The organism is Candidatus Flexicrinis affinis (genome assembly GCA_016716525.1).
Taxonomy (GTDB): Bacteria; Chloroflexota; Anaerolineae; order Aggregatilineales; family Phototrophicaceae; genus Flexicrinis; species Flexicrinis affinis.
The window spans coordinates 625,820-650,633 of the sequence record JADJWE010000009.1; the positions used below are offsets into that span (position 1 = coordinate 625,820).

Consider the following 24,814-nt stretch of genomic DNA (forward strand, 5'->3'; position numbering starts at 1 on the left):
GCGGCTATGACATGGACCTCTGAACGCTGGCGGGACGAGGTCGCAGCGCTGTTCGCGCTCAATCGAGTCGAGGTGGATGGTTTCCGGTATACGCGTCCGGCGCCATCCACCTACGAACACCAATGGCTGTGGGATTCGTGCTTTCACGCGATTATCCTGCGACACATCGACCCGGCGATGGCATGGGACGAACTGCGTGCCGTAACTGCACGCGCGATCCCGTCCGGCCCGGATGCCGGGATGCTGCCGCACATGCAGTATTGGCGCGGCGGCGGGGCGGGGTTGTGGGGCGCAGACCTGCACAGCATCATTACACAGCCACCGCTGGTCGCGATTGCGGCGCAGTTGGTGTGGGAGGTCGCTCCTGACGAGCATGCGCTGCGCGAGATCTATCCGGCGGTGGCGGCTTTCCACGCGTGGTTTGACCGCCGGCGCGACGTGGACGGCGACGGGCTGGTGTGCCTCCTGCATCCGTGGGAGTCGGGCTGGGATTCATCGCCGCGATGGGACGCACCCATGGGCCTGCCCGTACTGCCTTCCGACGAGGACGCGCGATCGGCACGCATGGCGCTGGCCGCGGCGCTGCAGGAACACGGCACCGACCCGCGCACAGCGCGCACGGATGGCCGGTTCTGCATCGTGCCGGCCGACTTCAATGCAATCCGAATTGCGGATCTGGATGCGTTGGCATGGATGGCGGGGCAGATTGGAGCGACCTCCGATGCAACGCTGTGGACGGCAGATGCGAAGAAGGCGCGTACGGCATTCCGCCGCAGGCTGATTCGCGATGGGCAGCCGGTCGACCTCGATTTGGTGACTGGCAAGGCGCTGGCGGTCGAGACGGCGGGCCAATTCGTGACGCTGTTCGGCGGCGCACTGGATAGGTCCGAGGCAGAGGCGATTGCCGCGCGGCTTGATCTAGCCGGATGGGCGACGCGCTGGCGGGTTCCAACGTCGCCAACGAATCAGCCGCAGTATGCCGGCGGGCGCTATTGGCGCGGTAACGTGTGGGTCAATGTCAATTGGCTGATTTGGGCGGGGCTGCGCCGGTACGGGTTGATCGAACAGGCAGATGCGCTGGCGCTTCAGACGGCGGAACTGGTCGAGACGCAGGGTTGGCACGAGTACTTCGATCCGGCGACGGGCGCGGGGCATGGCTCGCATCCGCACTCGTGGACGGCGCTTGCGCACGACATGCTGGCCGTCACCGCCGGCGACTTGGGATAATATGGGATAAGTTGGGAAATGAGGGCATCATAGATGCGCTGAAATGATCTCATCATATATGGATTCAAGTCGCATTGCCTGCGTCACGCGGTCAAATTCAGACTCGATATGTTTCCTTCCCTTCTGCGTCATACCTTCCCAACGAGAAGGATGTTCAACAATCCATGTGAGCTTCTCGACAATACTGTCGATATCGCCCTCGGCAGCAAGCAAACCAGTCTGTCCATCCTTTATGAGTTCCGGTATATCTGAATGATCGGAGCTCACGATGGGGATGCCGGTCGCGGCCATATCAGCTAACACCATTGGTGTGCCTTCCTTGTCTCCGTCCGGGGCAGTAACACTAGTAGATAAGAACAGATGATGTTGGTACGCCGACTCTAGCAGCGATGGATATGACCGCGCGCCAAGCAGTGACGTTATCGAAGCTAAGCCTTGGTGCTCAATTTCCGACAGGATTCGCTGTTTCTCAGGCGCTGAGTCCGGTACATCTATCGCATCCCCTATGATCGTGATCTGAAGCGGAATATCCCGTTTCAAGCGCCCCAGCGCCCTGAGGGCAAGCGGAATCCCCTTCTTTGGACGGAATGTGGCCGCGATTAACACTCTAAGTGGTTCCTGCTTATCCCACTTTCGAGACATGAACTCAATGCTCGATATGTCGACACCAAGATGCTGAATGCGTGCCTTTTCAGGCGGGCAGCCTAAGTCGACGATAGCCTGCTGCATGCGTGCGCCTAGACACAACACCGCACTGCACTGTGCGAAAAGCTTGCGATACTTTCTTTTCCACCCAGGGCGCTCACCGTACTGGGCGATATCGTACCCGTAGAAAGACGTTATGAGCGGCAGATGCGTCTCAAGCGCCGTAGACATTGCATAGACACCTGCTCTACCAAAGTGGGCGTGAATTATGGCAATAGAGTCTTTGCGCATCTGCCGGGCAAGCGACTTGCTTGCACCACCAAATAGACGTTCCTGAGCATGAGCGAGCGCGATGGAAGCTTTTCGCGCATATGGCGTTGACCCGAAGTTAGGTGTGATCTGTACGAAGTCAGGGCTACGGGTGATGTCGTCATCGACGGTACGAGCCCAACTATATACGCGACTGCGATAGCGACTCAGCGCAACAATCTGGTTGTACAGCCAGCTTGAACGGTTGTAAGTAACTACAAAGTGGCCAACACCGGGCGTCATCATTGCTCAGTCCGTACGTGAACAGCATCTATCCCGACATACTGGTGAATAATCCGGACCGTATAGTCGTTTGTAAATGACAGCCCAGGTAGGTAAGTGAGGAGCCTCTCTATTGAGAACCGCTGAGGTTCACCACTGTCAGTAATCTCAACCTTGGCCGAGATCCCCAGCGCACTCTGAATCAAGTCGACCAACGATGGCACAGCAATTGAAATTCCTGATGCCAGGACAATCGTCTCCGATTGCGAGACTACGTGTAAGAGATCATTGAGGATACTTGCGAAATCTGCCGAGTCCAATATGTCGCGCTCAGCAAGACGTTGTACGTTAACGCTTCCACTCAGGATTTGCTGCACTAACGCTGGTATGAGCTGTGCGCGATTCTGATTAGGCCCGATTAGGTTTGCCAGTCTAACAATGAGATGTCGTACGCCTGAAGATCGGATCAGATTCTCACAATCACGTTTATGACAGCCGTAGGCTGAAGTGGGAAGCAGCGGTGTCAGTTCATCTCGGGTGGTTGCCGTGGGGCCATAGACAGCCCCACCACTAGAGAAATACACGATGCGTAACGAGCGGCGCGTACATTCTTCGAGTGCGGCATCAAGTAGATCAAGCTCACGCCGGTATTCCGTAGACTCGAGTTGGCCAGATTGCGCGACACCACCGGCAAATACCATCGTATCAACATGGCACTCACTGAAAGGCTGAAGGCTTCGGGCGACCATGCCCCTTCCAAGAATCTGCATCCGATAACCTGTCATGAACGATTTCAGTCACCGTGATTATAAAGGCGAAGTGCGATCTGAACCCTAAAGCCTCCGACAATCGCACTTCATTGCGATTAGCGCGTGATACAATCCTCGCGTATCCGCTAGACTTGGACAGTTGCATTGACGCCCGTCTCGATTCTCATCGTCACATACAATCCCGATAAGACTATTCTCTCATGCTTGCGCGCAATTCAATCTGAAGCCACGCACGATTCAGAAGTGATCGTGATTGATAATGCTTCGCAAGACAGAACGGTTGAACGGGTTCAGAGTATCTTCCCTTATGTAAAGATACTCGCCAACAGCGACAATCCTGGTTATGGCGTTGCGAATAACCGTGGATTTGCGCTGTCTCATGGAGATGTCATTGTCATCCTAAACCCGGACGTTGTTGTCGCACCGGGCGCCGTGCAAGCGCTTGTCGACTTTGTGGCGAGCAATGGGGATGTGGGTGTAGTCGGTCCGCGAACGCTGAGTTCAGATGGCAGGCCGGTTATCACGGCACGTCACGACTACACCGTATTTCGGCTACTGGTAAAGCATCTGGGCATTAACCGTGTGATTCCAAGCTGGGTCTACGGCAGCTTAGGGCCTTTGTCTTTGGAGACAAATGACCCGCTCGATGTCGATTGGTTACACGGTTCGGCACTTGCGTTGAGGCGCGACATCTACGCACAACTTGGAGGATTTGACGAGGAATTCTTTCTGTTCATGGAAGATGTTGATCTCTGTGCGCGGGCTAGGGACGCTGGGCTGCGTGTGGTGTTATTGCCTTCAGCGCAGGTGGAGCATGTCGGATCGGAGAGTGTGAACCGATTCCCAGTTGCACGCATTCGCAGCTACCACATCAGTCCGCTGCATTACTTTCGCAAGCGAGGCAGGCCATGGGCTGTACGGATTCTCAAGATCGGATTCACTTTGGAGCTGGTCGGCAAGAGCATTATTCGCCGGTTACAAAATCTCGTTAGTCCGGACGAGGGTCGGCGTGAAAAGGCCAGAATAGAATGGCAGGTTATCAGCGACGTGTGGAAGTACTAGAGGGAAGACATGGAATCAAGCAACGAACTGACCATCCGCATCCGTCCCAACCCGACCTGTATCGTGTGCGGGTCGCAAGGGGTTCCCCTCTATACTGGATTGCAGGATCGCCAATCTTCTTCACCTCAAGAATGGCGCATGATGCGGTGTGTGAACGACAACTGCCAGTTGCATTTTCTTGATCCTGTTCCACATGAAGATGACTTGATTCTTGCGTATCATGAAGACTATTACACTCACGGCGTGCAGCAGCGTGATATTCGACGGCCCTGGACTCGAACAGTCTACATAAGGCATCAATACGGATATGACGTGGACAAGCTTCAGTGGTGGCAACAAGTACTTGGAGTTCTAGGACTGATCGATTTTACACGGAAGACCTGGTTGGATCGCAGTGTAGCATATTTGCCGGCGTGCCCAGGCGGGCGTCTTGTCGAAGTTGGTTTCGGCAGTGGCGAGATGTTGCGCGAACTGGCGCGACTAGGGTGGCGAGTTGAGGGTGTAGAATTCGATGCTGTTGCAGTTGAAGTCGCCAAGACAAAGGGCTTGGATGTACATAAAGGATCACTACTTGAGCAGGAGTATCCTGATGATTCAATAGACGCGATCCTCATCAGTCATGTTATTGAGCATGTATATGATCCGACTAAACTGCTCTCAGAATGCAGGCGCATACTTAAACCGGGTGGAATGCTCATTGTATTTACTCCCAATAATACCAGTCTGTCTCATAGGGTGTTCAGGCAAGACTGCTGGCTACTAGAGCCTCCACGGCATCTGCAGTTCTTTGGTGTGAAGTCGATGTCCAAAGTCCTCGATCAGGCTGGACTCAGGAATCGGGAAATATTCACGACAACGCACAACGTGCGAGGATACTTCATTGCATCATTACAGATACGGGAATCATCGCGCTACTCGCCGGCAAAGCGCGTCACGTTAGGAATGAAGCTTCAATCCATTGGATTTTACATGCTAGAACGTGCGATGCTCTGGATCGACCCCGGTGCCGGTGAAGAACTTGTCGCTATTGCGCGGAAGTAATATGGCCGGAAGCGGCGCGATCTACTGCCAATTCACGCAACTCCCGCCGCAGATAATGCCCAAATAACACAAGGCTTCCGAGTGAAATCGTGATCTGAAAGACCGACTTTGCAATTGCAGCGCCTTCCGCACCATAGATGGGTGTCAAGATTACGAGCCCTAAGGCCGATAACACGAGACTGGCGACCATGACCCAGTTCTGGCTATGGACCGTTCGCATCGCTACTGCGGCGGGCCTGAGCCACCACTGCAAAATAGTATGTGTCGCAACTCCTACTAGCACCAAGTTCGTCACAAGCCAGACATCCTCAAATCCCGTTGAGGAGAGTACCAGCGGTATGAAGTACTTGCCGAGCAACGCGACACCAATTGCCAGTGGGATCACCACCGCCGAGAGCATGCCTGCACACTGTAGAGCGTAACGTCGCAGTGAGACGTAGTCCTTGGAGTTGCTGAGGGCCATGATTCGTGGTGTGAACACAATCGCGAGAGGTTGCACAGTTCGTTCGACCAGTTCGGCAATATCCAGCGCGCTTCGAAAACGCCCAACCTGTACAGTGTTTGTCACCAATGACATTAGAGGTACGAACATGTAGTAATGAATCCCTGTCAGCGTCGAGCTGACCCAAAGCTGGCCGAGCATCCGCCGCCCCTCATCGAACTGCGCCGGTCGGGTGAGGTCAAAGAGCGCAAGCCCTTCGCGGCGGGGGGAATAGAGGCGCAACGCCATGATGACAAGTAGGCTGAAGTTGAAAATCTCACCGACGATGGCCCCGGCGATCACACCGGGCAAGCCAAGCCCGGCCGCCGCCGCGCCGGTCATGAGCACGAGGCGCACCACCGCATAGGCGATCGATTTCTGCGCCAGCCAATCGAAGCGGTTGCCGATGCGCGGAAACACGCTTAACACGCCGAGCGATAGAATCCTGAACGGAATCGCGAACGCATAGGCCGTGATTAAACCGGCCAATTCGGGGCTTTGCAGGAATGTCTGCGCCATCCACGGCGCGGCAAGCGCGATGACGATCGCGCCCAAGACACCCGTAACCAACTCGATCAATAGCAGCCACGTTGTAACGCGCGCCGTCTCCGCTGTGTCGCCATCGGTTTCGCTGCGGGTTAGCAGCTTGGTTCCGACTTCCCACGTGCGAAAGTCGGTGATCAACATGACCAGCATTCCGGCACTCACGACGACCGCCAAGCGTCCGTAGTCTTCAGCGCCGAGGAAGCCTGCTGTCGTGATCTGCTGAGCGAACGTAAGCGCCAACGAGACCAATCCGCCGGCGTAAAGCACGCCGGAGTTTCGAATAAGGTCGCGCAGATTGGTGTCCTGTCGCAGCCACAGGCGGCGGAAACGCTGGATCAAGATGTTGTTTTTCCGGTGAGGCGATTACTTTGATGCTCTAATGATACGCGCTAGACGGCGGTGCGAGTGTTAGCAATTCGCACGCCGGACCCCCTACCAGTAGCGCAGGGCGGCGCGGAAGAGGCCGGCGAGGTCGTCGCGCGAGGCAGGGCGGGGCGAGAGCTTGGTCAGGCGCTGCTGCGCGAATGCGCCGTCCGCCAGCGCCTCGGCGTCATCCGCCGTGAACCCAACCGCTTCGAGCCCGTTGGGCATGCCGGTATCGCGCATGATCTTGATCAGTGCTTGCGCCAACAGCTCGCCCGCGGCCGACGCATCGGCGCCGCGCACGTCCGCGCCGAGCAGCTCCGCCGCCCACAGATGCCGGTGCGGATCGGCCTCGGCGGTCCACCGAAACACCGCCGGCGCGTTGAGGATCACCGCCATCCCATGCGGCACCAGCGGATGATCGACGTGATACGCCGCTGGACGGAACGAACGCACCATTCCGGCAACCGGATATGACATGGCGTGCGGCAGATGGACGCCGGCGTTGCCGAACCCGATGCCGGCGAAAGCCGCCGCCAGCAGCATTTGCCCGCGCGCCTCGACATCGGATGGATCGGTGATCGCGCGCGTCATGTGGGCGGCGACCATGCGGATCGCCGTGGACGACCACACGTCGCTGATCGGATTCGCACCCTGATACGGCGGGCGCAAGTCGGGACGTTCCGGCGCGGGGCGCTGATTGTACGGCACGGAGGTCAGCGACTCGATGGCGTGGCTCAGCACATCGAGCCCGGTGCTGGCGGCGACCAGCGGTGGCATGGTGGCCGTGTTGAGCGGATCGACGACGCCCATCACCGGACGCAGGAAACGATGCGAAATGCCGGTCTTCACGTGGCGTTCGACGAGGTCGAAGATGGCGACGCCAGTCGTTTCGCTGCCGGTGCCGGCCGTGGTCGGGACGGCGATCAGCGGCTTGACCGGGCCGGGGATCGGCTTGGCGCGGCCGATAGGCGCGTTGACGTAGTCGAGAAGGTCGTCGGTCGGATAGCTCGCGTACAGGTTGGCGGCCTTCGCCGTGTCGATCACCGAGCCGCCGCCGACCGCCACGAATCCGTCGGGCTGGACCTCCTGCGCGACCGCGATCGCCAGCTTGAACGACTCGTCGGTGGGTTCGATGCGCACGCCGTCGAAGATGGTCGTCTCGACCCCGGCTTGCCGGCACGACTCGAGCACGGTTTCGACCATCGTGCTGTCACGCAGGTTGCGGTCGGTGACGACGAGCGCGCGGGCAACGGCGAACCGGCGCAGATCGGCCCCGACCTCGCGCGTGGCGCCGACGCCGTACTTGATGTTGGACGTCTCCATCGTGAAGACGGTTTCGAGGCTCATGGCGTGAACCCTCACGTGCGCCGTGCTTGGCCGAGTATAGCGCATCGGCTAAACACGGGAGGCTAGGGGGCTGTAGTTGGCGCTGGCGTCGATGCTGCCGTGGTGGCTGGGATCTGTGTCGGATAGGGTTGCGTTGTCTGCCGATAACCGAGCGCATCGATATATGTCACTTGGTAAGGCGTTCTCCAAGTTGCCACCGCAAGTAAAGGCGGAATGTCCAACGTGTCCACAATCGTCTTGTCCGACATACGCCAGACTCTGGCGATCTGACGGCCCACACCTAGCAAAAAGTCCTCATGCGGACTCCATTGTAGGCTGCGAGTTTCAAGAAGTGTGCCTTTGAGTGCGTTCAGTGATCCATCAACTGAATTCCATAACACGATTTGACCGTCAAGCGTGGCGATTGCCAGCCCGGTTCCATCCGCATTCCACTCCAGGCGCGTAGACTCTAGAGGTTTACCTTGTGAGTCTACAAGATCCGTGACCGAATCCGTAATGAAGTCAAAGATCAGCGTACTTGCAAGATCACACACAGCCAATCTGTCCAGTGAGGGATGGAATCTGGCGCAAAATGCTGTCGTCGGTGTGGTTATGGTGTCGACCAACTCGCCGGAGCTCGAATCAAATATGGAGACAACTTCGCTGTCGGCGAAGACTACCGAGATTTGGCTGCCGTCTCGATTCCAGCTGATTGATACGGCTGGTCGTTGATTAAATGACGTGACTTCCGTAAGCGTAGTCCCGGTGAAGGGATCCCAAATCAAGACGTTTCCCTCATCATCGCTCGACGCTACGCGGTCTGCTGTGTCGCTTATCTTGATTTCCCAAACATAGGTTGAATGTCCATTGAAGGTTGTCACCAGATCATCTGTGTTGGTATCTCGAACAACGATGTCTCCGTCAATCTTAGCTTCGATATAGTACTCGCCGTAATCGCTATAGATCAGATGTGTTGTCCGTAGGGCATCGGGTTGAAACGCGGCAAGCGACATCACATCAGCGAAGCGCGCGTTCACCTCTCCAAGGATGATTGCGATGTGCAGGGATGTCAGCTGCGGTCCGGAAGCAATGACCGTCTCGAGATAGTCCTCGAAGACTTGCACGTGGAGCGGGTCGCCATCGTTGGGTTGGGCGTGCACCAGTGCCGAGATCAAAGCCAGCAGAAGGAAACCTAAGAATATCATGCGTACCATGATGACTTCCCTGTAACATCCGCCATCTGCGTGTTTAGTGTACCGCGGCCCCTGCGGCAAATCGTGCTGGAGATAGTCCGAAAGGTTGGCGTCGAATTTCGAGGACCCCAGCGTGCCGTCGATAGCCTTCAGCGTATGATGACACGCCGCGCAGCTTCAACGTGCGTTTGCATGGCGGGCGCGTGACGGATGTCACGACGAATCAGCCGCGGTTTCTCACGAAGGGTTGCGCAGAACCGGGACGTTGTGCTGATGCGGTCTTGGGCGCGAGGACGTCCGCGATGGTTTTCGTTATGTATGTGCCACTTCTCAATAGTCGGGTGGCTGCGTGCCATAGTCCCAGGGGTTGACGACCGCAAGGCCGTCAATCAGCGCGAAGTCTGCGGTGTTGCGCGTGGCCAACGGCATACGGTGCGCCAGCGCAATCGCGGCGATCTGGGCGTCCTCAACGCTGATAGGCCGGCCGGCGCGTGTCCGGACAGACACGATGCGCGCGTAATGACGGGCTGCGTCCTCATCGAAGGGCAGGCAGCGCCCGGCAAAGTCCTCCGCGAACATCGCCGCCGCCGCCTGACTGAGAGCCTCCTGACGCTTGCCAGCGGGCATGAGTAGGAGCCCCAGTTCGATCTCTGCGCGGCTGATGGCGCTCGTATAGACCTCGCCCGCGGGCTGCTCGTCCAGCCAAGACACTACCCGGGCCGACGGTTGCGGGCGCATGAACTCGGACAGCACGTTGGTATCGAGCAGGATCACGACGGGTCATCCCATTGGGGCGCGCTGCGCGGCAGCTGCCGGTCCGGCACGGCGAACTCCTCGGTGGAAAGCCCGGCAAAACGATCTTGCAGGCGTTTGCCAAGGCCGGAGGGCGCGTCGGTCGGACGCAGGGCCTCTTTCAGGATGCGCCGCACTTCCTCTTCCATCGAAACCCCATGGTGCGCCGCCCGAATGCGTAGCCTCTGCTTGGTGGCATCGTCCAAGTTGCGGATGGTCAGGGTGGTCATCGTCCGCCTCCGAAACGGGGTGAGATCGATGCAAGCATTGTATGCAATGCATGCAATGCTGTCAATGTGTCTGGCAGCGTCAACGTGCGTTTGCATGGCGCGCGCGTGACGGATGTCACGACGAATCAGCCCCAGACTCCGCACGAATGGTCGAGCGAAGCCGGGGCTGAGTACTGACGTGGTGTTGGTGCGAACTTACAGCGGCAGGTTGACCCACCGGCGCTCGCGAAACGACATCTCGACAGCGTTGATGATCTCTTGCACCTTGGCGCTCTGCGCGAAGTTGCCCTGATTCTCGTCGCCGCCGTTGACGATCTCTTCCATGAAGTTGTGGACGAGGTTGGCGTAGTACATCGAGGGCCACGGCTCGCCGGGGGTGTAGCCGGGCGGGAAGTAGCTGTCCGGGATGTCGACCGGCACGAACTCGACCGCATCGGGCTTGGCCTGATGCAGCGTCTGCATCACGCCGAATTCCTCGACCAGCCGGCAGATCAGCGCGCCTTCCGACCCGTACACGCGCGCTTCGAGGCCGGGGTAGTTGCCGACCGTCACGTAGCTGGACTGGATCGAGCAGAACGCGCCGCTCTCGTATTCGCCGATGTAGATGTCGCCGTCGTCGATGTTGGTGCGCATCACGCGGCCGTCGACCGCGGTGCGGTACGGGACGAAGTTGCGCATCGTGCCGACCACGCTTTTGATGTCGCTGTCCATGAACAACAGGCTGAGGTCGATGATCGGCGCGCCGTAGCCTTCCAGCGACGACACGCGGATTTCGGGCAGCTCGGTCTCGGGGATCAGGTCCATCTTGGTGACCGGGATGGTCGGGCTGATGAACTGCGAATTCTGCTCGTAGCCGTTGAAGATGAACTGCTCGCCGACGAAGCCGTCGCGGATCAGGTCGCGCATGTACATCATCGCCGGGGCATAACGGAAGGTCAGGCCGACCTTCGTCTTGAGTCCCTTGGACGCGGCGAGATGGTGCGCCTTCCATGTGTTGCGGTAATCGTGGGCGACCGGCTTCTCGCACAGCGTGTGCTTGCCGGCCTCGAGCGCCGCGAAGGCGAGGACTTCATGGTTGTCGCGTTCATGCGATGTCCCCCGCGTGCACACGTCAATGACGTCGATGTCGTCGCGCGCGAGCATCTTCTCGTAATCGGTATAGACGTGCGGGATATTGAACGTCGCCGCGCGGGCCTTTGCCATGTCTTCGTTCAGGTCGCAAATGGCGACCAGCTCGGAGTGGGGCGAACGCGCAAAACCGGGCAGGTGCGCGCTGTTGGCCCAACGCCCAGCTCCGATGACGCCAACACGCAACTTTTCAGCCATGATGACTCAGTCTCCCTGTGTAAACGGCGATTATTCGGTGGATTCGCGCGGCTCGGAGACCACGTAGGTCATCGCGCCACCTTCGATTTGAGCGAGCATGGGCCGTAGCAGCATAACGGCGGTGCGATCGTACGGTGCACGGAATTCTTCACGGGTGGCGAATGTCGACGGATCGACCATGCGCCCCAACAGCGTGCCTTTGGCGACGATCGTGCCGACTGTCTCGACGCCGACTTCCGGGATGAAGACGCCGCCGGCACGTGGGCGCAGCACGGTCGTCGCTTTGACGGAGATCGCCGGCGACGCGATCGGCGCGGGCGGGGTGCGTGGTGCGATGACCCCAGTGACGGTCAGCACGCGGTACAAGCCGTCCGCGATGCGGTCCGCCCATGCCGATTCCTGCACGCTCCGGCCACCCATCTCGATGGCGACGCAGCGCACACCCTGTGAACGCGCATAGCCGGTCAACGTCACGGCGCGGTCGGGCGCGTCGACGACGAACGGCGCGGGCACCGCGTCGGCGAGGGCTTCACCGCCCTGCATGCGGAACACGAAGGCATTGACGCACCAGCTTCCGCCGCCGTGCAGGTCGATCGCGACGTCGGCGCCTTTCAGCGCGTGTTCGACGAGCGTATGCGCGACGACTTCGGTGTACGAGCCGTCGGGCGAGCCCGGGAAATTGCGGTTGAGATCGAGCTGATCGACGGGGGCGTTGCGCGTGTCGGCCCGCATCGCCAGCGGGTTGCTGACCGGGACAATTCGAATCGTTCCGGCTAGCTCGTCCACGGTAACGCGGTCGAGCAGACGATGGATGGCCAGACCGCCCCATGGCCCCTCGTCGCCGTGCACGCCGGCGGTGATCAGCGCCACCGGGCCACTAGACCCGACACTGCCGACACTGATGTTGAGCGTGCCCTCAGCGGATGGGGCAGGGACGGGGTGGTGCGACCAGCGAATCGAGTCGCGAAGGTGGGTCATGAGCGAGGCCGACCTTTCTGTCGCGGGCCGGATTTGTTGACAAGCATGGTAGCGCTTTCTATAATTGTCGATTGTCGACTATCGACAAGGGTGAGAGTATACGCAGTCGGTTTTCGACTGTCAAGCTGGCACGGCGAGATAAGACCCCCGCGCTGGCATAGCTCGGCCCCCCGTTCGACAATTCAGTGCCTGTAATTCTTGGGAGGAGTTACGCCATGTCGTTTCGCATCAATCCGGGAAGCCGACTGCTCATGGTCGTCGCCCTAGCACTCGCCCTGATCCTCACCGGATCATTTGGGGCGATGGCGCAGGGCAGAACCACCCTCAATGTCGGTATCGCCAACAACGTCGATACCCTTGACCCGAACGTGACGACGTTCTCGTCGGTCGGCGTGATCATGCTGCACGTCTTTGAACCGCTTGTATATCAGGATCCGCTCGGCACCTTCCACCCCGGCCTTGCCGCCAGCTGGGAGATCAACGACGACGCGACCGAATACACCTTCACCTTGCGCGAAGGCGCGGCGTTCCACGATGGGACGCCGGTAAATGCCGAGGCGGTCAAATTCACCTTCGACCGTATTGCCGACCCCAACACCGTCTCGCAGTTGGCGATCAGCCTGTTAGGGCCGTACGCTGAAACGGTGGTCGTGGACGAGCTGACGTTCACAGTGCGTTTCAACAGCCCGTATGCGCCGTTCCTAAACTCGGCCTCGACGCCGTACCTCGCGCCGTCCTCGCCTTCAGCCATTCAGGCAGCGGGAGCAGAATACGGTCAGACGACCGTTGTCGGTGCTGGGCCGTTCCAACTTGAGTCTTACGTGCCGAACTCGGAAGTCGTGCTGGTGCGCAACGAAAACTACAGCGGCGGCGAGGGCGTGGCCGAGGTGTTCGGCATGAACGGGCCATCTGGCCTCGAGCGCATCGTCTTCAAGATCGTGCAGGATCCGGCGACCCGACTCGCTGCGCTCGAAAGCGGTGAGGTTGACTTCATTGACCGCGTGCCTGAGCTGGATGTAGAGCGCCTGTCGGGTGACTCCGCACTTGTGATCGAGCAGATCCCGCAGCCCGGCCACGGCCATTCGCTGATGATGAACGTCGAGAAATTCCCCACGAGCGAGCTGGCAGTGCGGCGTGCGATCGCCCATTCGATTGACAAGCAGGGGCTGATCGACATCGTCTTCAACGGGTTTGGCACGCCGGCATGCAGCGCGCTGACTCCGGTGATGTTTGGCTTCGATCCGGCGAGCTGCGACTATCTGCCGTTCGACCGCGAACTGGCCGCCTCGATCCTCGAGGAAGCCGGCTGGGTCGACAGCGATGGCGATGGTGTGCGTGAAAAGGACGGACAGCGCCTGACCATCGAGCACTACTTCCGGGCCGATAACCCGCAAGGCAGCGCGATGGCGACCTACATGCAGGGTGACCTCGCGACAGTCGGTATCGAGGTCGTCCTGAACGGCCAGACGCAGGCCGGTTACTTCGACGCCGTGCGCTCCGGTCAACACAACTCGCAGAACTGGTGGGACACGTGGACCGACCCGGACGGCATGCGCGTGCTGTTCGACTCGTCGCGCGCCGACGGCGGCACGAACCGCAACCGCTATCGCAGCGAGGCGATGGACGCCGTTCTGCTCGAGGCCGCCAGCAAGGCCGACCCGGCCGAACGCGTTGCGCTGTACGCAGAGGCGCAGAAGATCGCCGCGGACGACGCCGTAATGGTGTACTTTGTTGACCCGCTCCTGCTCTATGGGTACAGTACGTCGTTGTCCGGTGTGAAGTTCTTGGGCGGCGGCAACCTGCCGAACTTCTACGCCGCATCGATCTCCGGCTAAAGGCCGAACCGAGTCGCGGGGCGGGCCGCAGGTTCGGTCCGTCCCGCGCTTTTTTTGCCCATGATCCGGTTCCTCTCGCTACGCCTGCTGCAAGCCGTTCCAACCGTGCTGCTCGTCAGCATTCTGGTCTTCCTGATGCTGCATGCGATCCCCGGTGACCCGGCCGAGATCTACCTGGGCGACCGGCAGACCAGCCCCGAGCAGCTTGAGATTATCCGCGAACAAATGGGACTGAACCGGCCGATTCCGGTGCAGTACCTTGATTACATGTTCAACGTAATGCGGGGCGACCTTGGCACATCTCTAAACTCGCGACGGCCCGTGCTGGACGAGATTCTGGTGCGTCTGCCGCACACCATCGAACTGACTGTCGCCGCGGTACTCATTAGTACGACGCTGGGCCTTGGGCTCGGGATTCTCGCGGCGCTCAAGCACAATACGATCATTGACAGTGGCGCGATGCTGGTGGCGTTGATCGGTATCTCGATGCCGGTGTACTGGTCGTCGCTGCTGCTAATCGTCGTGCTGTCCGTCGAACTGCGATGGCTTCCGCCGATTGGTCAAGGCAGCCTCGATCGACTGATCATGCCGGCGCTGGCGCTGGGCCTGCTGTCGGCCGGATCGCTGGCGCGTCTGGTGCGCTCGAGCCTGCTCGATGTTTTGGGGCAGGACTATATCCTCACGGCGAGGGCCAAAGGACTTGCGCCGCGCTGGGTCGTGCTGCGGCACGCGCTTCGCAATGCGCTCATTCCGGTCGTCACGATGCTTGGGTTGACGTTCGCGCAGCTCTTGGGTGGTGCGGTGCTGACCGAGACGATCTTCGCCCGCGTCGGGATCGGACGGATGTATGTTGAAAGCGTGCTCAACAAGGACTTCACGCTGGTGCAAGGGACGACACTGTTTATCGCTGTGGTTTACGTCGTGATCAACATCCTGATCGACGTGGCGTACGTGTACATCGATCCACGGATTCGCTATGACTGACGTTGCCGTACTCAAGACGTCCAAGGCGCCGCCAAACTCGTGGCGCACGTCGGTACGGCGCTTATTGCGCCGCTTGTCACGCAGTCGTAGCGTCATCATCGGCGCCATCCTCCTGACGATCATTACCGTGCTGTGCGTGCTGGCTCCGGTGCTGTCGAGCTACAACCCAACGTTGATGGCCGCTTCCGAGCGCCTCAAGCCGCCGAGCGAGGTACATCTATTCGGCACCGACGACTTCGGGCGGGACATCTTCACGCGCGTATTATATGGCGGACAGTTGTCGCTCCAAGTCGGGCTGATCTCGGTGGCGATCGCGTGCACGATCGGCACGTTCCTCGGCATTATCGCCGGATACCTCGGCGGGTGGGTCGACGCGCTCATCATGCGTGCGATGGATGTACTGCTGGCGTTCCCGGGTATTTTGCTGGCGCTGGCGATTGTCGCTGTGCTCGGGCGCAGCCTGACCAACGTGATGATCGCCGTGGGTATATCGGCGATACCGCTGTTCACGCGCATCGTGCGCGGCAGCACGCTCACGATCAAACAGCTCGAATACGTCACGGCGGCGCGCGCATTGGGCGCATCGCCGACGCGCATTATGCGCAGCCACGTGCTGCCAAACGTCGTCACGCCGGTCATCGTGGTGGCGACCAACAGCATCGCCGGGGCGATCATCGCGGGGGCGGCGCTCAGCTTTCTCGGCCTCGGCGCACAGTCTCCGACTCCGGAGTGGGGGCTGATGTTGAGCGAAGGACGTGTGTATCTGCGCTCGGCGAGTTGGTTGACGCAGTTCCCCGGCCTTGCCATCATGCTCACCGTGTTGGCAATCAACCTGCTGGGCGACGGCCTGCGCGACGTGCTCGACCCCAAACTAAGGATATAGGTTCATGTTCGAAACCCTGAAGACCCTGTGCGAGCTGCCCGGGCCGGGTGGCCGCGAGGACATCGTACATCGTTGGCTGATGGAACGCTGGCAGCCCCAGCTCGACAGCGCGTGGATGACACCGGTCGGCAATCTGGTCGGGCGCGTCGGCGGGCAGGGGCCGCGTTTGATGCTGATCGGGCATGGCGACGAGATCGGCTACGCCGTGCGCCATATCTCTGATGATGGATTTTTGTTCATCTCGACCGGCCAGCGCGAAGGCAGCGGCAAGCCGGACTTTCGCGGTTCGTATTTCATCCCGCTGGGCCAGCCCGCGTTGGTGGTCAGCCGGCATGGGACGACCGAGGGTGTTTTCGCCACGCTGACTGGTCACATCTTGACGACCGAACAGCGCCAGAAGCTGCAGCTCGACTGGAACGACTTCTGGGTCGACCTGTTCATGGACAGCCGCGAGGCGGTGCTGGACGCCGGAATTCAGGTCGGCGACCGGGTAATCTGGAACCCGCCGACGCGCCGGCACGGATCGTTGTACACCGGCAAGGCGATGGACAATCGTGTGTCGCTGGCCGTGATGGACGAGGTGCTGAACCGGGTCGACCGGAGCCGTCTGCAATACGACTTGTACTACGGATCGACCGTGCAGGAAGAGAGTGGTCTGTACGGCGCGCATTCGATCAACCGCGACGTGAACTGCACATACGCGATTTCGATAGACACCGGCTTGTCCGGGGATGTGCCGGGTGTCGACCGGCGCAACGTCTCCACCCGGCTAGGGGGCGGGCCGATCCTCATCCACAAAGACCTGTACGGTTACAACTTTGCCCTCAACAACCATATCATCGACGCCGCGACCGCGGCCGGCATCGCGCTGCAACATGCCGTATACAGCATCTACGGCACCGACTCGGGCGCGTTGATCCGCGAAGGTGCGGCGGCGTCGGCGGTCGTGGTGCCGACGCGCTATACCCACAGCCCGTTCGAGACCGTCCACGCCGACGACCTTGACGCAACGGTCAATTTGCTGCTTGAGTTTCTGTATCGTCCGCCGCCGGAGGCGTCATGACCGCACCGCTGAACGTTCTGATCGCGTCGTATATCGAGCCAGAACTGGTCGATCAAATCCGCGCACGATTCCCGCAGATCGAGGTCGTGTACCGGCCGGATTTGTTGGGAGCGCCGCGTTACGTCGCCGATCATACGGCGCGGCCCCATCGCACCGACGCGCAGGAAGCCGAATGGCAGGCGCTGTTGGCGAACGCCGATGTGCTGCTCGATTTCGACTTCACGCATCTGGACGACTTGCCGGAACTGGCGCCCAAGCTGAAGTGGATTCAAGCCAGCAGCGCGGGGATCGGCCAGTTCGTCAAGCGTATGAGGTACGCCGAGCGCACGTCGTGGATCTTCACTACGGCCAGCGGGACACATGCGCGGCCACTCGCCGAGTTCGCCCTCATGGCGATGTTGATGTTCGGCAAGGACTATCAATACCTGTTCAGCGAGAAGGCGGCCAAACACTGGGCGCGCTACTGCGGGTTCGAACTACACGGCAAGACGGTGCTGATCGTCGGGCTGGGCAGCATCGGACGCGAGACGGCGCGGCTTGCGAAAGCGTTCGGCATGCGTGTGACCGGCACCCGGCGCGATCTGTCGAAACCGGTTGAGCACGTCGATCGGCTGTTCGCGGTCAGCGACCTGCAAGCCCACCTGCCAGAAGCGGATTTCGTGGTTCTGGCCACGCCGCATACGCCGGAGACCGAGAACCTGCTCAGCGCAGAGGCAATCGCCAAGATGAAACACGGGGCAGTGCTGATCAACGTGGCGCGCGGTGCGGTCGTGGACGAAACCGCGCTGATTGCTGCGCTGCAAAGTGGTCACCTGCTGGGCGCGGCTCTGGATGTATTCGCTGTCGAGCCGCTGCCGGCCGACAACCCGCTGTGGGACATGCCGAACGTGATCATCAGCCCGCACTCCGCCAGCACTGCCGACAGCGAAAACGCCAAGCTGGTCGAGCTGTTTTGCGAGAACATGGATGCGTTTCTGTCCGGCCGGCCGTTGAAGAACGTGTTGGACGTCGACCGGCTGTACTAGGCCAGACCGGGTACGTCGTCGGACTCGGGTTTCCTTTTGACTCGCCGCGTCGTGGTGCGATTCTGGCCACTGACACCTGACGACTGAGAACTCATAGCCGCTTGTCGAAGCAAACGCTTACGGGATCGTCCGCGTATTCGCCGTAGCAGTCGGTCGGCAGATAGCCTTCGCTTTCGTACAGGCGAATGGCCTCCGGCTGAAGCGTGCCGGTTTCGAGGATTACGCGCCTATAGCCGAACTCCCGCGCGAGGCGTTCGAGTTCGCGCAGGATCAGCCGCGAGATTCCGTTACCACGCGCTGCGGGGCGCACGTACATGCGCTTGACTTCGACGGTGTCTGCCGAGTTGAACGGCCGGAGCGCGCCACAGCCGACGGGTTGGCCGTTGCTCCACGCCAAGACGAACGCCGCGCCGGGCGCCACGAAGCCGGACGGATCGGCGGAGGCGGCCCCGCCATCGTCGCCGCCGTAGAGCGCGCCCAGTTCCGCCGACAATTCGCCCATCAGGGTCAGGCACACCGGATGGAACGGGTCTTCACGCGTGATGGAAATGGTCATGGGTGTGGAAGTGTCTTGGCCTTCGATATCGAGCATTATAGGCACGACCCGACTGATGCGCATGTGCCGGCCCGAATGTCTGCTCCGTAAGTCACGATCATCATCGGCGAGAGGGCAGACGCTCATGCAGCTTAACGTCTGACAGCTGAAACCTGACTACTGACGACTTTCCCCTACAGCGCCTGTGCCCACGAGAGGATCGCGTTCAGGCCGGCCGCGATCTCGGACTCCGACGCCGCGATCGTCATGCGCAGGAAGCCTTCGCCGTGGTCACCGTATGCCGAGCCGGGCACGATCGACACGCCGGCCTCGTCCAGCAAGCGCGAGGCGATGGTGTTTGTCGGCATGGCAAGGCGGCGAACGTCGAGGAAGACGTAGAATGCTCCGGCAGGCGGAGACGCCGAGATCGGTGCGGTCGGATGCTCGCTCAGGATCTCGGTGACCAACGCCCGACGTCTCGCATAGGCATCGACCATGGTCTGCACATCGGCGTCGATGGCCGGATTGGTCAGGGCCTCGAGCGCGCCCGCCTGTACGAACGCCGCCACGTTGGTGATCGAATACTGGCTTGCCTTGAGCGCGAGGTCGATCAGGTTGGACGGGGCCGCGAGATAGCCGACACGCCAACCCGTCATGGCGTAAGTCTTGGAGAAGCTGTTGACAAGCAGAGTCCGCGGCCGGGCAACGCCCGAGGCTGACGTATGCGTTCGACCGTCGTACAGCAGATGGTCGTAGACCTCGTCGCTGATGAGGTACAGGTCGTGCTGGTCGGCGAACTGGCCGAGCTGTGCGAGGTATTCGGCTGTCGCGACCCCGCCGGTGGGGTTGTTGGGCGAGTTGATGACCAGCGCGACGGTGCGGTGACTGAGGGCTGCCATCCACGCTTCGAACGTCGGCATGAATCCGTATTCAGCGAGGGCCGGCACGCGGACCGGGACGCCGTGCAGGACGCGCACGAGCTGAGCGTGAGTCTGCCAAGCCGGGTCGGGGATCAATACTTCGTCGCCGGGCGAGAGTATCGCCTGCAGCGCGACATAGTAGGCGTGAATCGCGCCGTGCGTGACCAGCACCTCGCCGGCGGGATCGTACTCGCTACCCGTGTGACGCCGGATCTTGTCGGCGATCGCGGTGCGCAGGGCAATCAATCCGCGGCTGTCGCTGTAATGGGTTTGGCCTGCTAGCAGGGCGCGGTGCGCCGCTTCGACAATCGGCGCCGGCGTAGCGAAGTCCGGGTCGCCGGTTTGCAGCGCGATCACCTGCCGGCCTGCGGCCTTGAGCTGCCGGACCTTGTCCGCGAGCGCAATCGTGAACGACTCGCTGATCCCCGCAAGCTCCGCGTTGTAAGACGCCATGCCTCGCTGTCCGTTTCGCTAGATGATCCGGCCCTTGCCGCCGTCGACCCGGATGTCGGTTCCCGTGATGTATGCCGCTGCGGGTGACAGCAGGAATGCGCCCGCCGCACCGAACTCTTCGATCGTGCCATAGCGCCCGAACGGGATCGCCGACTCCCAACCGCGCCGCACCTCGTCGAGCGACTTGCCGGAGCGGTTGGCGGAGATCTGGTCGAGCTGCGTGACGCGATCGGTGTCGATGCGGCCCGGGACGATGGTGTTGATGCGGATGCGCTTCGGGGCCAATTCGTCGGCCAGCGTCTTAACCAGCCCGGTGACACCCGAGCGCATGACGGTTGACAGGCCGAGCCGTTCGATCGGTTCCTGCACCGACGAAGACGTGATCGCCAGAATGGCCGAACCGGCCTGCATGTGGGGCAGGGCAGCGCGAATCATGCGGATGCTGCTGAGCAGCGTCAACTCAAACGCAGCCTGCCACTGCTCGTCGGTCAGCTCGCTAAAGAAGCCCGCCGGCGGCCCGCCAGCGTTCACCAGCAGGCCGTCGATCGTGCCCCATTGCTCGACCGTTGACGTCACCCAGCGTTCGATCTCGTCCATCTTGCGAACGTCGCAAGCAGTAGCGATAACCTCGGCACCGGTATCTGCGCGCAGCTTGTCGGCGGCGGCGTTGATGTCCGCTTCGCTTCGGCTGCATATCGAGACCCGCGCGCCGTCACGCGCGAGCGCCTGCGCAATGCCGTAACCTAGACCTTTGCTCGCGCCGGCTGCCAGCATGACGCGGCCCTTGAGTCCCAAATCCATGCGTTCCTTCTTTCCGTAGGGTCAGAACGAGTCGAAGTTGATCACTGCGGTCGGGTCGTCGATGCCGACCCGCTTGAGGATCCAGTGTACCTCGTCACGCGTGCCTTGATCGATGGGCGCGTACGGTTGACGCAGGCCCGGATGCGCGATCGCGCCGCGCAGTTGCAGCAGCAGCTTGCGGATGGGCAGGTTGATGACGGGTTGGTTCTCGAAGCGGATCAGCGGCAGGAAGTGGTCGAAAATGCGTTCGGCCCGTGCTTCGTTGCCCGCCTTGAACGCGTGATAAACCGCCAGCAGCACTTCGTTAAAAGCGAATCCGGTCATGGTGCCAGCGGCGCCGCGCTTTAGTTCTTCGAGCAGAAACATGCCACCCAAACCGCCGAGGATGTCGTAGCGGTCGGTGGCGGCGCGGATCGCGGTGATCTTCTGCATCAGCGGCGGGTCTTCCAACTTGATGGTGCGGCAGTTGGGAACGGTCTCGGCCAGCGCGGCGAGCATCGCCGGAGTCATGGTGATGTTGTTCACCGGCGGAAAGTCCTGCACGACGATCGGGATGTCAATCTGTTCCGCGATCCGGCAGTACAGCGCGACGATGTCGTCATCGGTGGGGTTGTTCATCGGCGGAGGCGCGATCATGACACCGTTAGCGCCGGCATTTTGTGCGGCCTTGCTGAGTTCGATGCACGTGTCGAGGTCTTTGTGGCTCGTGCCGATCACGACGTTCACGCGCCCGTTGTTGGCACTGAACACCGCGTCCATGACGGCGCGGCGCTCGTCGACAGTGAGTTTCGCGGCTTCTCCGAGGACGCCGAGGGCAGTCAGGCCCGCCACGCCGAGCTTAATCTGAAAATCGACAAGTCGTGATAGACTGACGTGGTCGACGTCACCTTCCGGCGTAAACGGTGTTGCCAGAATATTGAAGATTCCGGTAATCGAAGAACCCATAACACCCCTTACCACGGAATGAATAGTGGGGTGGGTAGGGCTTTGCACGCCTACCTGACTCCACGTATAATGTCTCAATGGTCGACTGTCGACAATCCACATTATAGGGTTTCGCGAACGGACTTGTCAACAATGGCTGAAAACACGAAGGCCTCTACGATGCACATCGACAATAATCCGCTAAGGGAGCGGATTGCCGATATCCTCCGCGAACTGATTGTCGAGGGCCAGTTGAAGCCGGGCGAAGCTATCATTGAGATGGAGTTGGCATCGCGTCTAGGTGTGAGCCGGGCGCCGCTCCGCGAAGCCTTGCAGATCCTCAACACTGAGGGGCTAATCGAGATCATCCCGTACCACAAGACAACCGTGCGCAAACTGACGCGCCGCGACATCACCGAGCTGTACAGCTTGCGCAGTGCGCTCGAGGGGTTTGCGCTGCGACAGATCATCAAGCAAGGTGATCCTGAAGCCGTCGAGAAGCTGCAAGGCCTCTACGACGAGATGGTTGGTGCGGCGGACTCCGGCGAAGCGGCGCTTGCCAGCAAACTCGACCACGAGTTTCACACGGCGATCATCCGCCTGAGCAATCACAATCTCCTCAATCAGATGTGGAACAACGTGTCGCAGCGGGTGCGGCAGGTGCTTGCCCTGCGCGACATGCGCCGTACGGACATTCGCAAGATCGCGCGCAGCCACAAAGTGCTGATCGATTCGATCGTTGAAGGCGACCCACACAAGGCCGAGGACTTGGTTGACGCGCACATCATGGACGCCAGCGCGCTGATCGTGAAGATCTGGGAAGATCACGAGACCGAGCCGTCGTAGCAAGCGACGGGTCCGTCGGATGAAGCGGCACGCGCCGAATGTGACACGTTTCACCCCAACAAGCATACAAATGTAACTACGTTTGGTACGGCTTGGCGGTCGTCCGTACGCACAAAAGTGCTACGCTTAAGTTGTACTATGCCCAAGCGGCAACGTTGCGGGCGCCAGCGGGCGCCGCCCGGCCCCGGGCGGGCCGGGGCGCCGCGGCGCGGGGCGGGGGGGGGGGGCGCGGGCCGGGGGGGGGGGGGGGCTGGTGGGCGTGCGGGCGCGGTGGCCGGCCTGGCCGCTCAGGGTGGCAGGGACGGATTGGCCTTGCGGCGTGGCGATCGTCAGCATGCGGGTTCGGCGGTGTGCTGCTCGAGACGGCGTACTTCAAGTCGCTCGTGAGGCCCATGCCGGAAGCCCGTCCATCCACTGGCACCATGCGCTATATCGGTTGGTTGCTGGCGATGTTCATTCCAGCGGCAACGTTCTTCTGGTTCTTCGCCCGCTTCGCGGACTTGCAGCCGACGTTGGGCTTGCCATCGGCACTGTGGCCGCAGAACATCACCACGCAGGTCGTGATCTGGGCGTTCGGCAGCGGCGCGATCCTGCTCGTGCTGTTCCTGATCTGGCACTTCACCTCCAACAAGGGCGCGACGCTTGCCAACTACGGGGTCACGCTCAACTTGGGCGTGATCCTCAAGTCGCTGCTGCTTGCAGTCGTGGTGTTCCTGTTCGGGTACCTGCTGCTGTACCTGTCGGATCTCGTGTTCCTGATCGATTTCCGCTTCTGGGTGGTTGCCGTGAAGCTGATGGAGTCGCTGCACTTCCGCATCTTCCTCGGTTATCTACCCTTCTTCATCGTGTACTTCGTGGTGGCGCTGACGATGCTGCACGGGCAGCATCGTATCGTGCGCAGCGATGGCTCTGATGTCGGTATGCCGCGCGCCATGCTGGCGAACGTCGGTCTGCTCGTGACGGGCTTTATCGTCCTGCTGCTGATCCAGTATGTCCCGCTGCTTGCCGGCGGGCCGCTGCCGCTCGCAGAGTCGCTCAATACGATCGTAGCGTTCCAGTTCGTCGGCTTGCTGACGATCGTCGGTGTGATCTCGACCTACTTCTTCCGTAAGACGGGCACGATCTTCACCGGTGCGTTCCTCTCGGCGCTGTTCATCACGTTGGCAATCGTGGCGGCTCAGGCGACGCACTTCGCGTTCTAGCCCACACGCCGTTCAGCAAAACAGCGGGCGACCCGCAAAGTCGCCCGCTGTTTTGCCATCACATAGAACGCCAAGACGGCGGTCGAAAGTCGTCGAAACGAGTCGGGGGAGGAGAAGCAGTCCCTCACACCACACCGCTTTCCACATCGGGGCTAGTCGGGCTGTCGCGCACGCCAGAACATCATCACCACGACCCACAGCAGCAGAAACAGAATCACCGCCCACTCCGACGCGCATATCAGCCGGAATGGCTCGCGCACGGTCATTGCAATCGCGAGCGCGTCGATCCCGTCTACACGCAGCTCGTTGAGAAAGACGAGGTTGGCGGCGAGCATCGGGATTGCGAGCAGTGCCATCCAGCGCGGATAAGCACGTTGGCGCGTCAGCCCGACGAAGGCGGAAAACACGACAAGCAGCAGCAGCGATCCCTCGAAGAAGCCGAGCGCGACGAGCCGGTGCATGTTGGTGTTGACGTCCATCGGGAAGACGCCGACCAGCGCGCCCGCGATCCCGACCACGGCGCCGCTGACAGCCACGACATACCGGAAGAAGCCCCGAAATCGCAGTCCGACTCCGACCAGATGCAGGCCGAGCATCAGCGCGCCGAAGACCAACGCGATGTTGAAGACCGCGGCCAGTTCGCTGTCCTGCGTGTGGCCCAGCTCCGAGACGAAATAGTTCATCAGCGAATAACGGCTATCGTCAGGGCCAATGTAGGTCAGCGCCGTGACCAGCGTTGCGATTGCGAGGACGGTCGTGCCGACGTACCCGGGGATGATGGTGAGGCGGCGGCTCCAGTTCGACATCGAATACTCGCTTTCAGAGCGAC

Annotated in this window: 24 protein-coding genes; 10 read left to right on the forward strand and 14 right to left on the reverse strand. The window is 60.7% G+C overall.

Annotated elements, in window-relative coordinates; genetic code table 11:
- The first annotated feature begins 6 nt into the window (after positions 1-6).
- On the forward strand, positions 7-1,227 hold the full coding sequence (locus tag IPM16_21925; GenBank protein ID MBK9125765.1) for a hypothetical protein: 1,221 nt from the start codon (positions 7-9) through the stop codon (positions 1,225-1,227).
- A gap of 27 nt (positions 1,228-1,254) precedes the next feature.
- Here the strand turns inward: IPM16_21925 and IPM16_21930 are convergent, their stop codons facing one another.
- Positions 1,255-2,427, reverse strand: a complete 1,173-nt coding sequence (locus IPM16_21930) for a glycosyltransferase (GenBank protein MBK9125766.1) — start codon at positions 2,425-2,427, stop codon at positions 1,255-1,257.
- Entirely contained in the window at positions 2,424-3,188 is a 765-nt protein-coding gene (locus IPM16_21935) for an NAD-dependent epimerase/dehydratase family protein (GenBank protein ID MBK9125767.1), read from the reverse strand. Before IPM16_21935 ends, IPM16_21930 begins: the two co-directional genes overlap by 4 nt.
- 129 nt (positions 3,189-3,317) lie before the next feature.
- Here IPM16_21935 and IPM16_21940 point away from each other — a divergent pair, with 129 nt between their 5' ends.
- Together IPM16_21940 and IPM16_21945 are read left to right on the forward strand one after the other, a co-directional pair.
- Positions 3,318-4,235, forward strand: coding sequence for a glycosyltransferase family 2 protein (locus tag IPM16_21940; protein ID MBK9125768.1), 918 nt, complete (start codon positions 3,318-3,320; stop codon positions 4,233-4,235).
- 9 nt (positions 4,236-4,244) lie between these two features.
- Entirely contained in the window at positions 4,245-5,276 is a 1,032-nt protein-coding gene (locus IPM16_21945; protein MBK9125769.1) for a class I SAM-dependent methyltransferase, read from the forward strand.
- Here the strand turns inward: IPM16_21945 and IPM16_21950 are convergent.
- From IPM16_21950 to IPM16_21980, 7 genes are all read right to left on the reverse strand, one after another.
- On the reverse strand, positions 5,260-6,543 hold the full coding sequence (locus tag IPM16_21950; GenBank protein MBK9125770.1) for an oligosaccharide flippase family protein: 1,284 nt from the start codon (positions 6,541-6,543) through the stop codon (positions 5,260-5,262). The two genes, IPM16_21945 and IPM16_21950, sit on opposite strands and share 17 nt — an antisense overlap.
- Before the next feature lie 192 nt (positions 6,544-6,735).
- Positions 6,736-8,016 (reverse strand): iron-containing alcohol dehydrogenase, encoded by a 1,281-nt coding sequence (locus tag IPM16_21955; protein ID MBK9125771.1) that lies wholly within the window; start codon positions 8,014-8,016, stop codon positions 6,736-6,738.
- 62 nt (positions 8,017-8,078) lie between these two features.
- On the reverse strand, positions 8,079-9,209 hold the full coding sequence (locus tag IPM16_21960; protein MBK9125772.1) for a hypothetical protein: 1,131 nt from the start codon (positions 9,207-9,209) through the stop codon (positions 8,079-8,081).
- A gap of 309 nt (positions 9,210-9,518) precedes the next feature.
- Complete coding sequence (locus IPM16_21965; protein MBK9125773.1) at positions 9,519-9,962, reverse strand: type II toxin-antitoxin system VapC family toxin; 444 nt, start codon at positions 9,960-9,962, stop codon at positions 9,519-9,521.
- On the reverse strand, positions 9,959-10,210 hold the full coding sequence (locus IPM16_21970; protein MBK9125774.1) for a plasmid stabilization protein: 252 nt from the start codon (positions 10,208-10,210) through the stop codon (positions 9,959-9,961). Before IPM16_21970 ends, IPM16_21965 begins: the two co-directional genes overlap by 4 nt.
- A gap of 195 nt (positions 10,211-10,405) precedes the next feature.
- The gene (locus tag IPM16_21975) at positions 10,406-11,536 is read right to left on the reverse strand and encodes a Gfo/Idh/MocA family oxidoreductase (protein MBK9125775.1); all 1,131 of its coding nucleotides are present in this window, start codon (positions 11,534-11,536) and stop codon (positions 10,406-10,408) included.
- A gap of 30 nt (positions 11,537-11,566) precedes the next feature.
- Complete coding sequence (locus IPM16_21980) at positions 11,567-12,514, reverse strand: succinylglutamate desuccinylase/aspartoacylase family protein (GenBank protein MBK9125776.1); 948 nt, start codon at positions 12,512-12,514, stop codon at positions 11,567-11,569.
- A 215-nt stretch (positions 12,515-12,729) separates the two neighbouring features.
- Between IPM16_21980 and IPM16_21985 the strand changes: the two genes are divergently transcribed.
- From IPM16_21985 to IPM16_22005, 5 genes are read left to right on the forward strand one after another with little or no spacing between them, the layout of a single operon-like run.
- Positions 12,730-14,349, forward strand: coding sequence for an ABC transporter substrate-binding protein (locus IPM16_21985; GenBank protein MBK9125777.1), 1,620 nt, complete (start codon positions 12,730-12,732; stop codon positions 14,347-14,349).
- 60 nt (positions 14,350-14,409) lie between these two features.
- The gene (locus IPM16_21990) at positions 14,410-15,333 is read left to right on the forward strand and encodes an ABC transporter permease (GenBank protein MBK9125778.1); all 924 of its coding nucleotides are present in this window, start codon (positions 14,410-14,412) and stop codon (positions 15,331-15,333) included.
- Positions 15,326-16,216: an ABC transporter permease gene (locus tag IPM16_21995; GenBank protein ID MBK9125779.1), complete on the forward strand. Its 891-nt coding sequence runs from the start codon at positions 15,326-15,328 to the stop codon at positions 16,214-16,216. Before IPM16_21990 ends, IPM16_21995 begins: the two co-directional genes overlap by 8 nt.
- 4 nt (positions 16,217-16,220) lie before the next feature.
- Positions 16,221-17,279, forward strand: coding sequence for a M42 family peptidase (locus IPM16_22000; GenBank protein MBK9125780.1), 1,059 nt, complete (start codon positions 16,221-16,223; stop codon positions 17,277-17,279).
- Positions 17,276-18,304, forward strand: a complete 1,029-nt coding sequence (locus IPM16_22005) for a D-2-hydroxyacid dehydrogenase (protein ID MBK9125781.1) — start codon at positions 17,276-17,278, stop codon at positions 18,302-18,304. Before IPM16_22000 ends, IPM16_22005 begins: the two co-directional genes overlap by 4 nt.
- 91 nt (positions 18,305-18,395) lie before the next feature.
- Here IPM16_22005 and IPM16_22010 read toward each other — a convergent pair whose 3' ends face one another.
- From IPM16_22010 to IPM16_22025, 4 genes are all read right to left on the reverse strand, one after another.
- On the reverse strand, positions 18,396-18,860 hold the full coding sequence (locus IPM16_22010) for a GNAT family N-acetyltransferase (GenBank protein ID MBK9125782.1): 465 nt from the start codon (positions 18,858-18,860) through the stop codon (positions 18,396-18,398).
- Between the two features lie 173 nt (positions 18,861-19,033).
- On the reverse strand, positions 19,034-20,212 hold the full coding sequence (locus IPM16_22015; protein MBK9125783.1) for a pyridoxal phosphate-dependent aminotransferase: 1,179 nt from the start codon (positions 20,210-20,212) through the stop codon (positions 19,034-19,036).
- Positions 20,213-20,230: 18 nt separating this feature from the next.
- Positions 20,231-21,013, reverse strand: coding sequence for an SDR family oxidoreductase (locus IPM16_22020; GenBank protein ID MBK9125784.1), 783 nt, complete (start codon positions 21,011-21,013; stop codon positions 20,231-20,233).
- 21 nt (positions 21,014-21,034) lie between these two features.
- The gene (locus IPM16_22025; protein MBK9125785.1) at positions 21,035-21,958 is read right to left on the reverse strand and encodes a dihydrodipicolinate synthase family protein; all 924 of its coding nucleotides are present in this window, start codon (positions 21,956-21,958) and stop codon (positions 21,035-21,037) included.
- Positions 21,959-22,090: 132 nt separating this feature from the next.
- Between IPM16_22025 and IPM16_22030 the strand changes: the two genes are divergently transcribed.
- Both IPM16_22030 and IPM16_22035 read left to right on the forward strand, forming a co-directional pair.
- Positions 22,091-22,783 (forward strand): GntR family transcriptional regulator, encoded by a 693-nt coding sequence (locus tag IPM16_22030; GenBank protein MBK9125786.1) that lies wholly within the window; start codon positions 22,091-22,093, stop codon positions 22,781-22,783.
- Positions 22,784-23,133: 350 nt separating this feature from the next.
- Positions 23,134-23,985: a hypothetical protein gene (locus IPM16_22035; protein MBK9125787.1), complete on the forward strand. Its 852-nt coding sequence runs from the start codon at positions 23,134-23,136 to the stop codon at positions 23,983-23,985.
- A gap of 152 nt (positions 23,986-24,137) precedes the next feature.
- On the opposite strand, the gene IPM16_22040 is transcribed toward IPM16_22035, so the two are convergent.
- On the reverse strand, positions 24,138-24,791 hold the full coding sequence (locus tag IPM16_22040; GenBank protein MBK9125788.1) for a DUF998 domain-containing protein: 654 nt from the start codon (positions 24,789-24,791) through the stop codon (positions 24,138-24,140).
- Positions 24,792-24,814 lie beyond the last annotated feature (23 nt).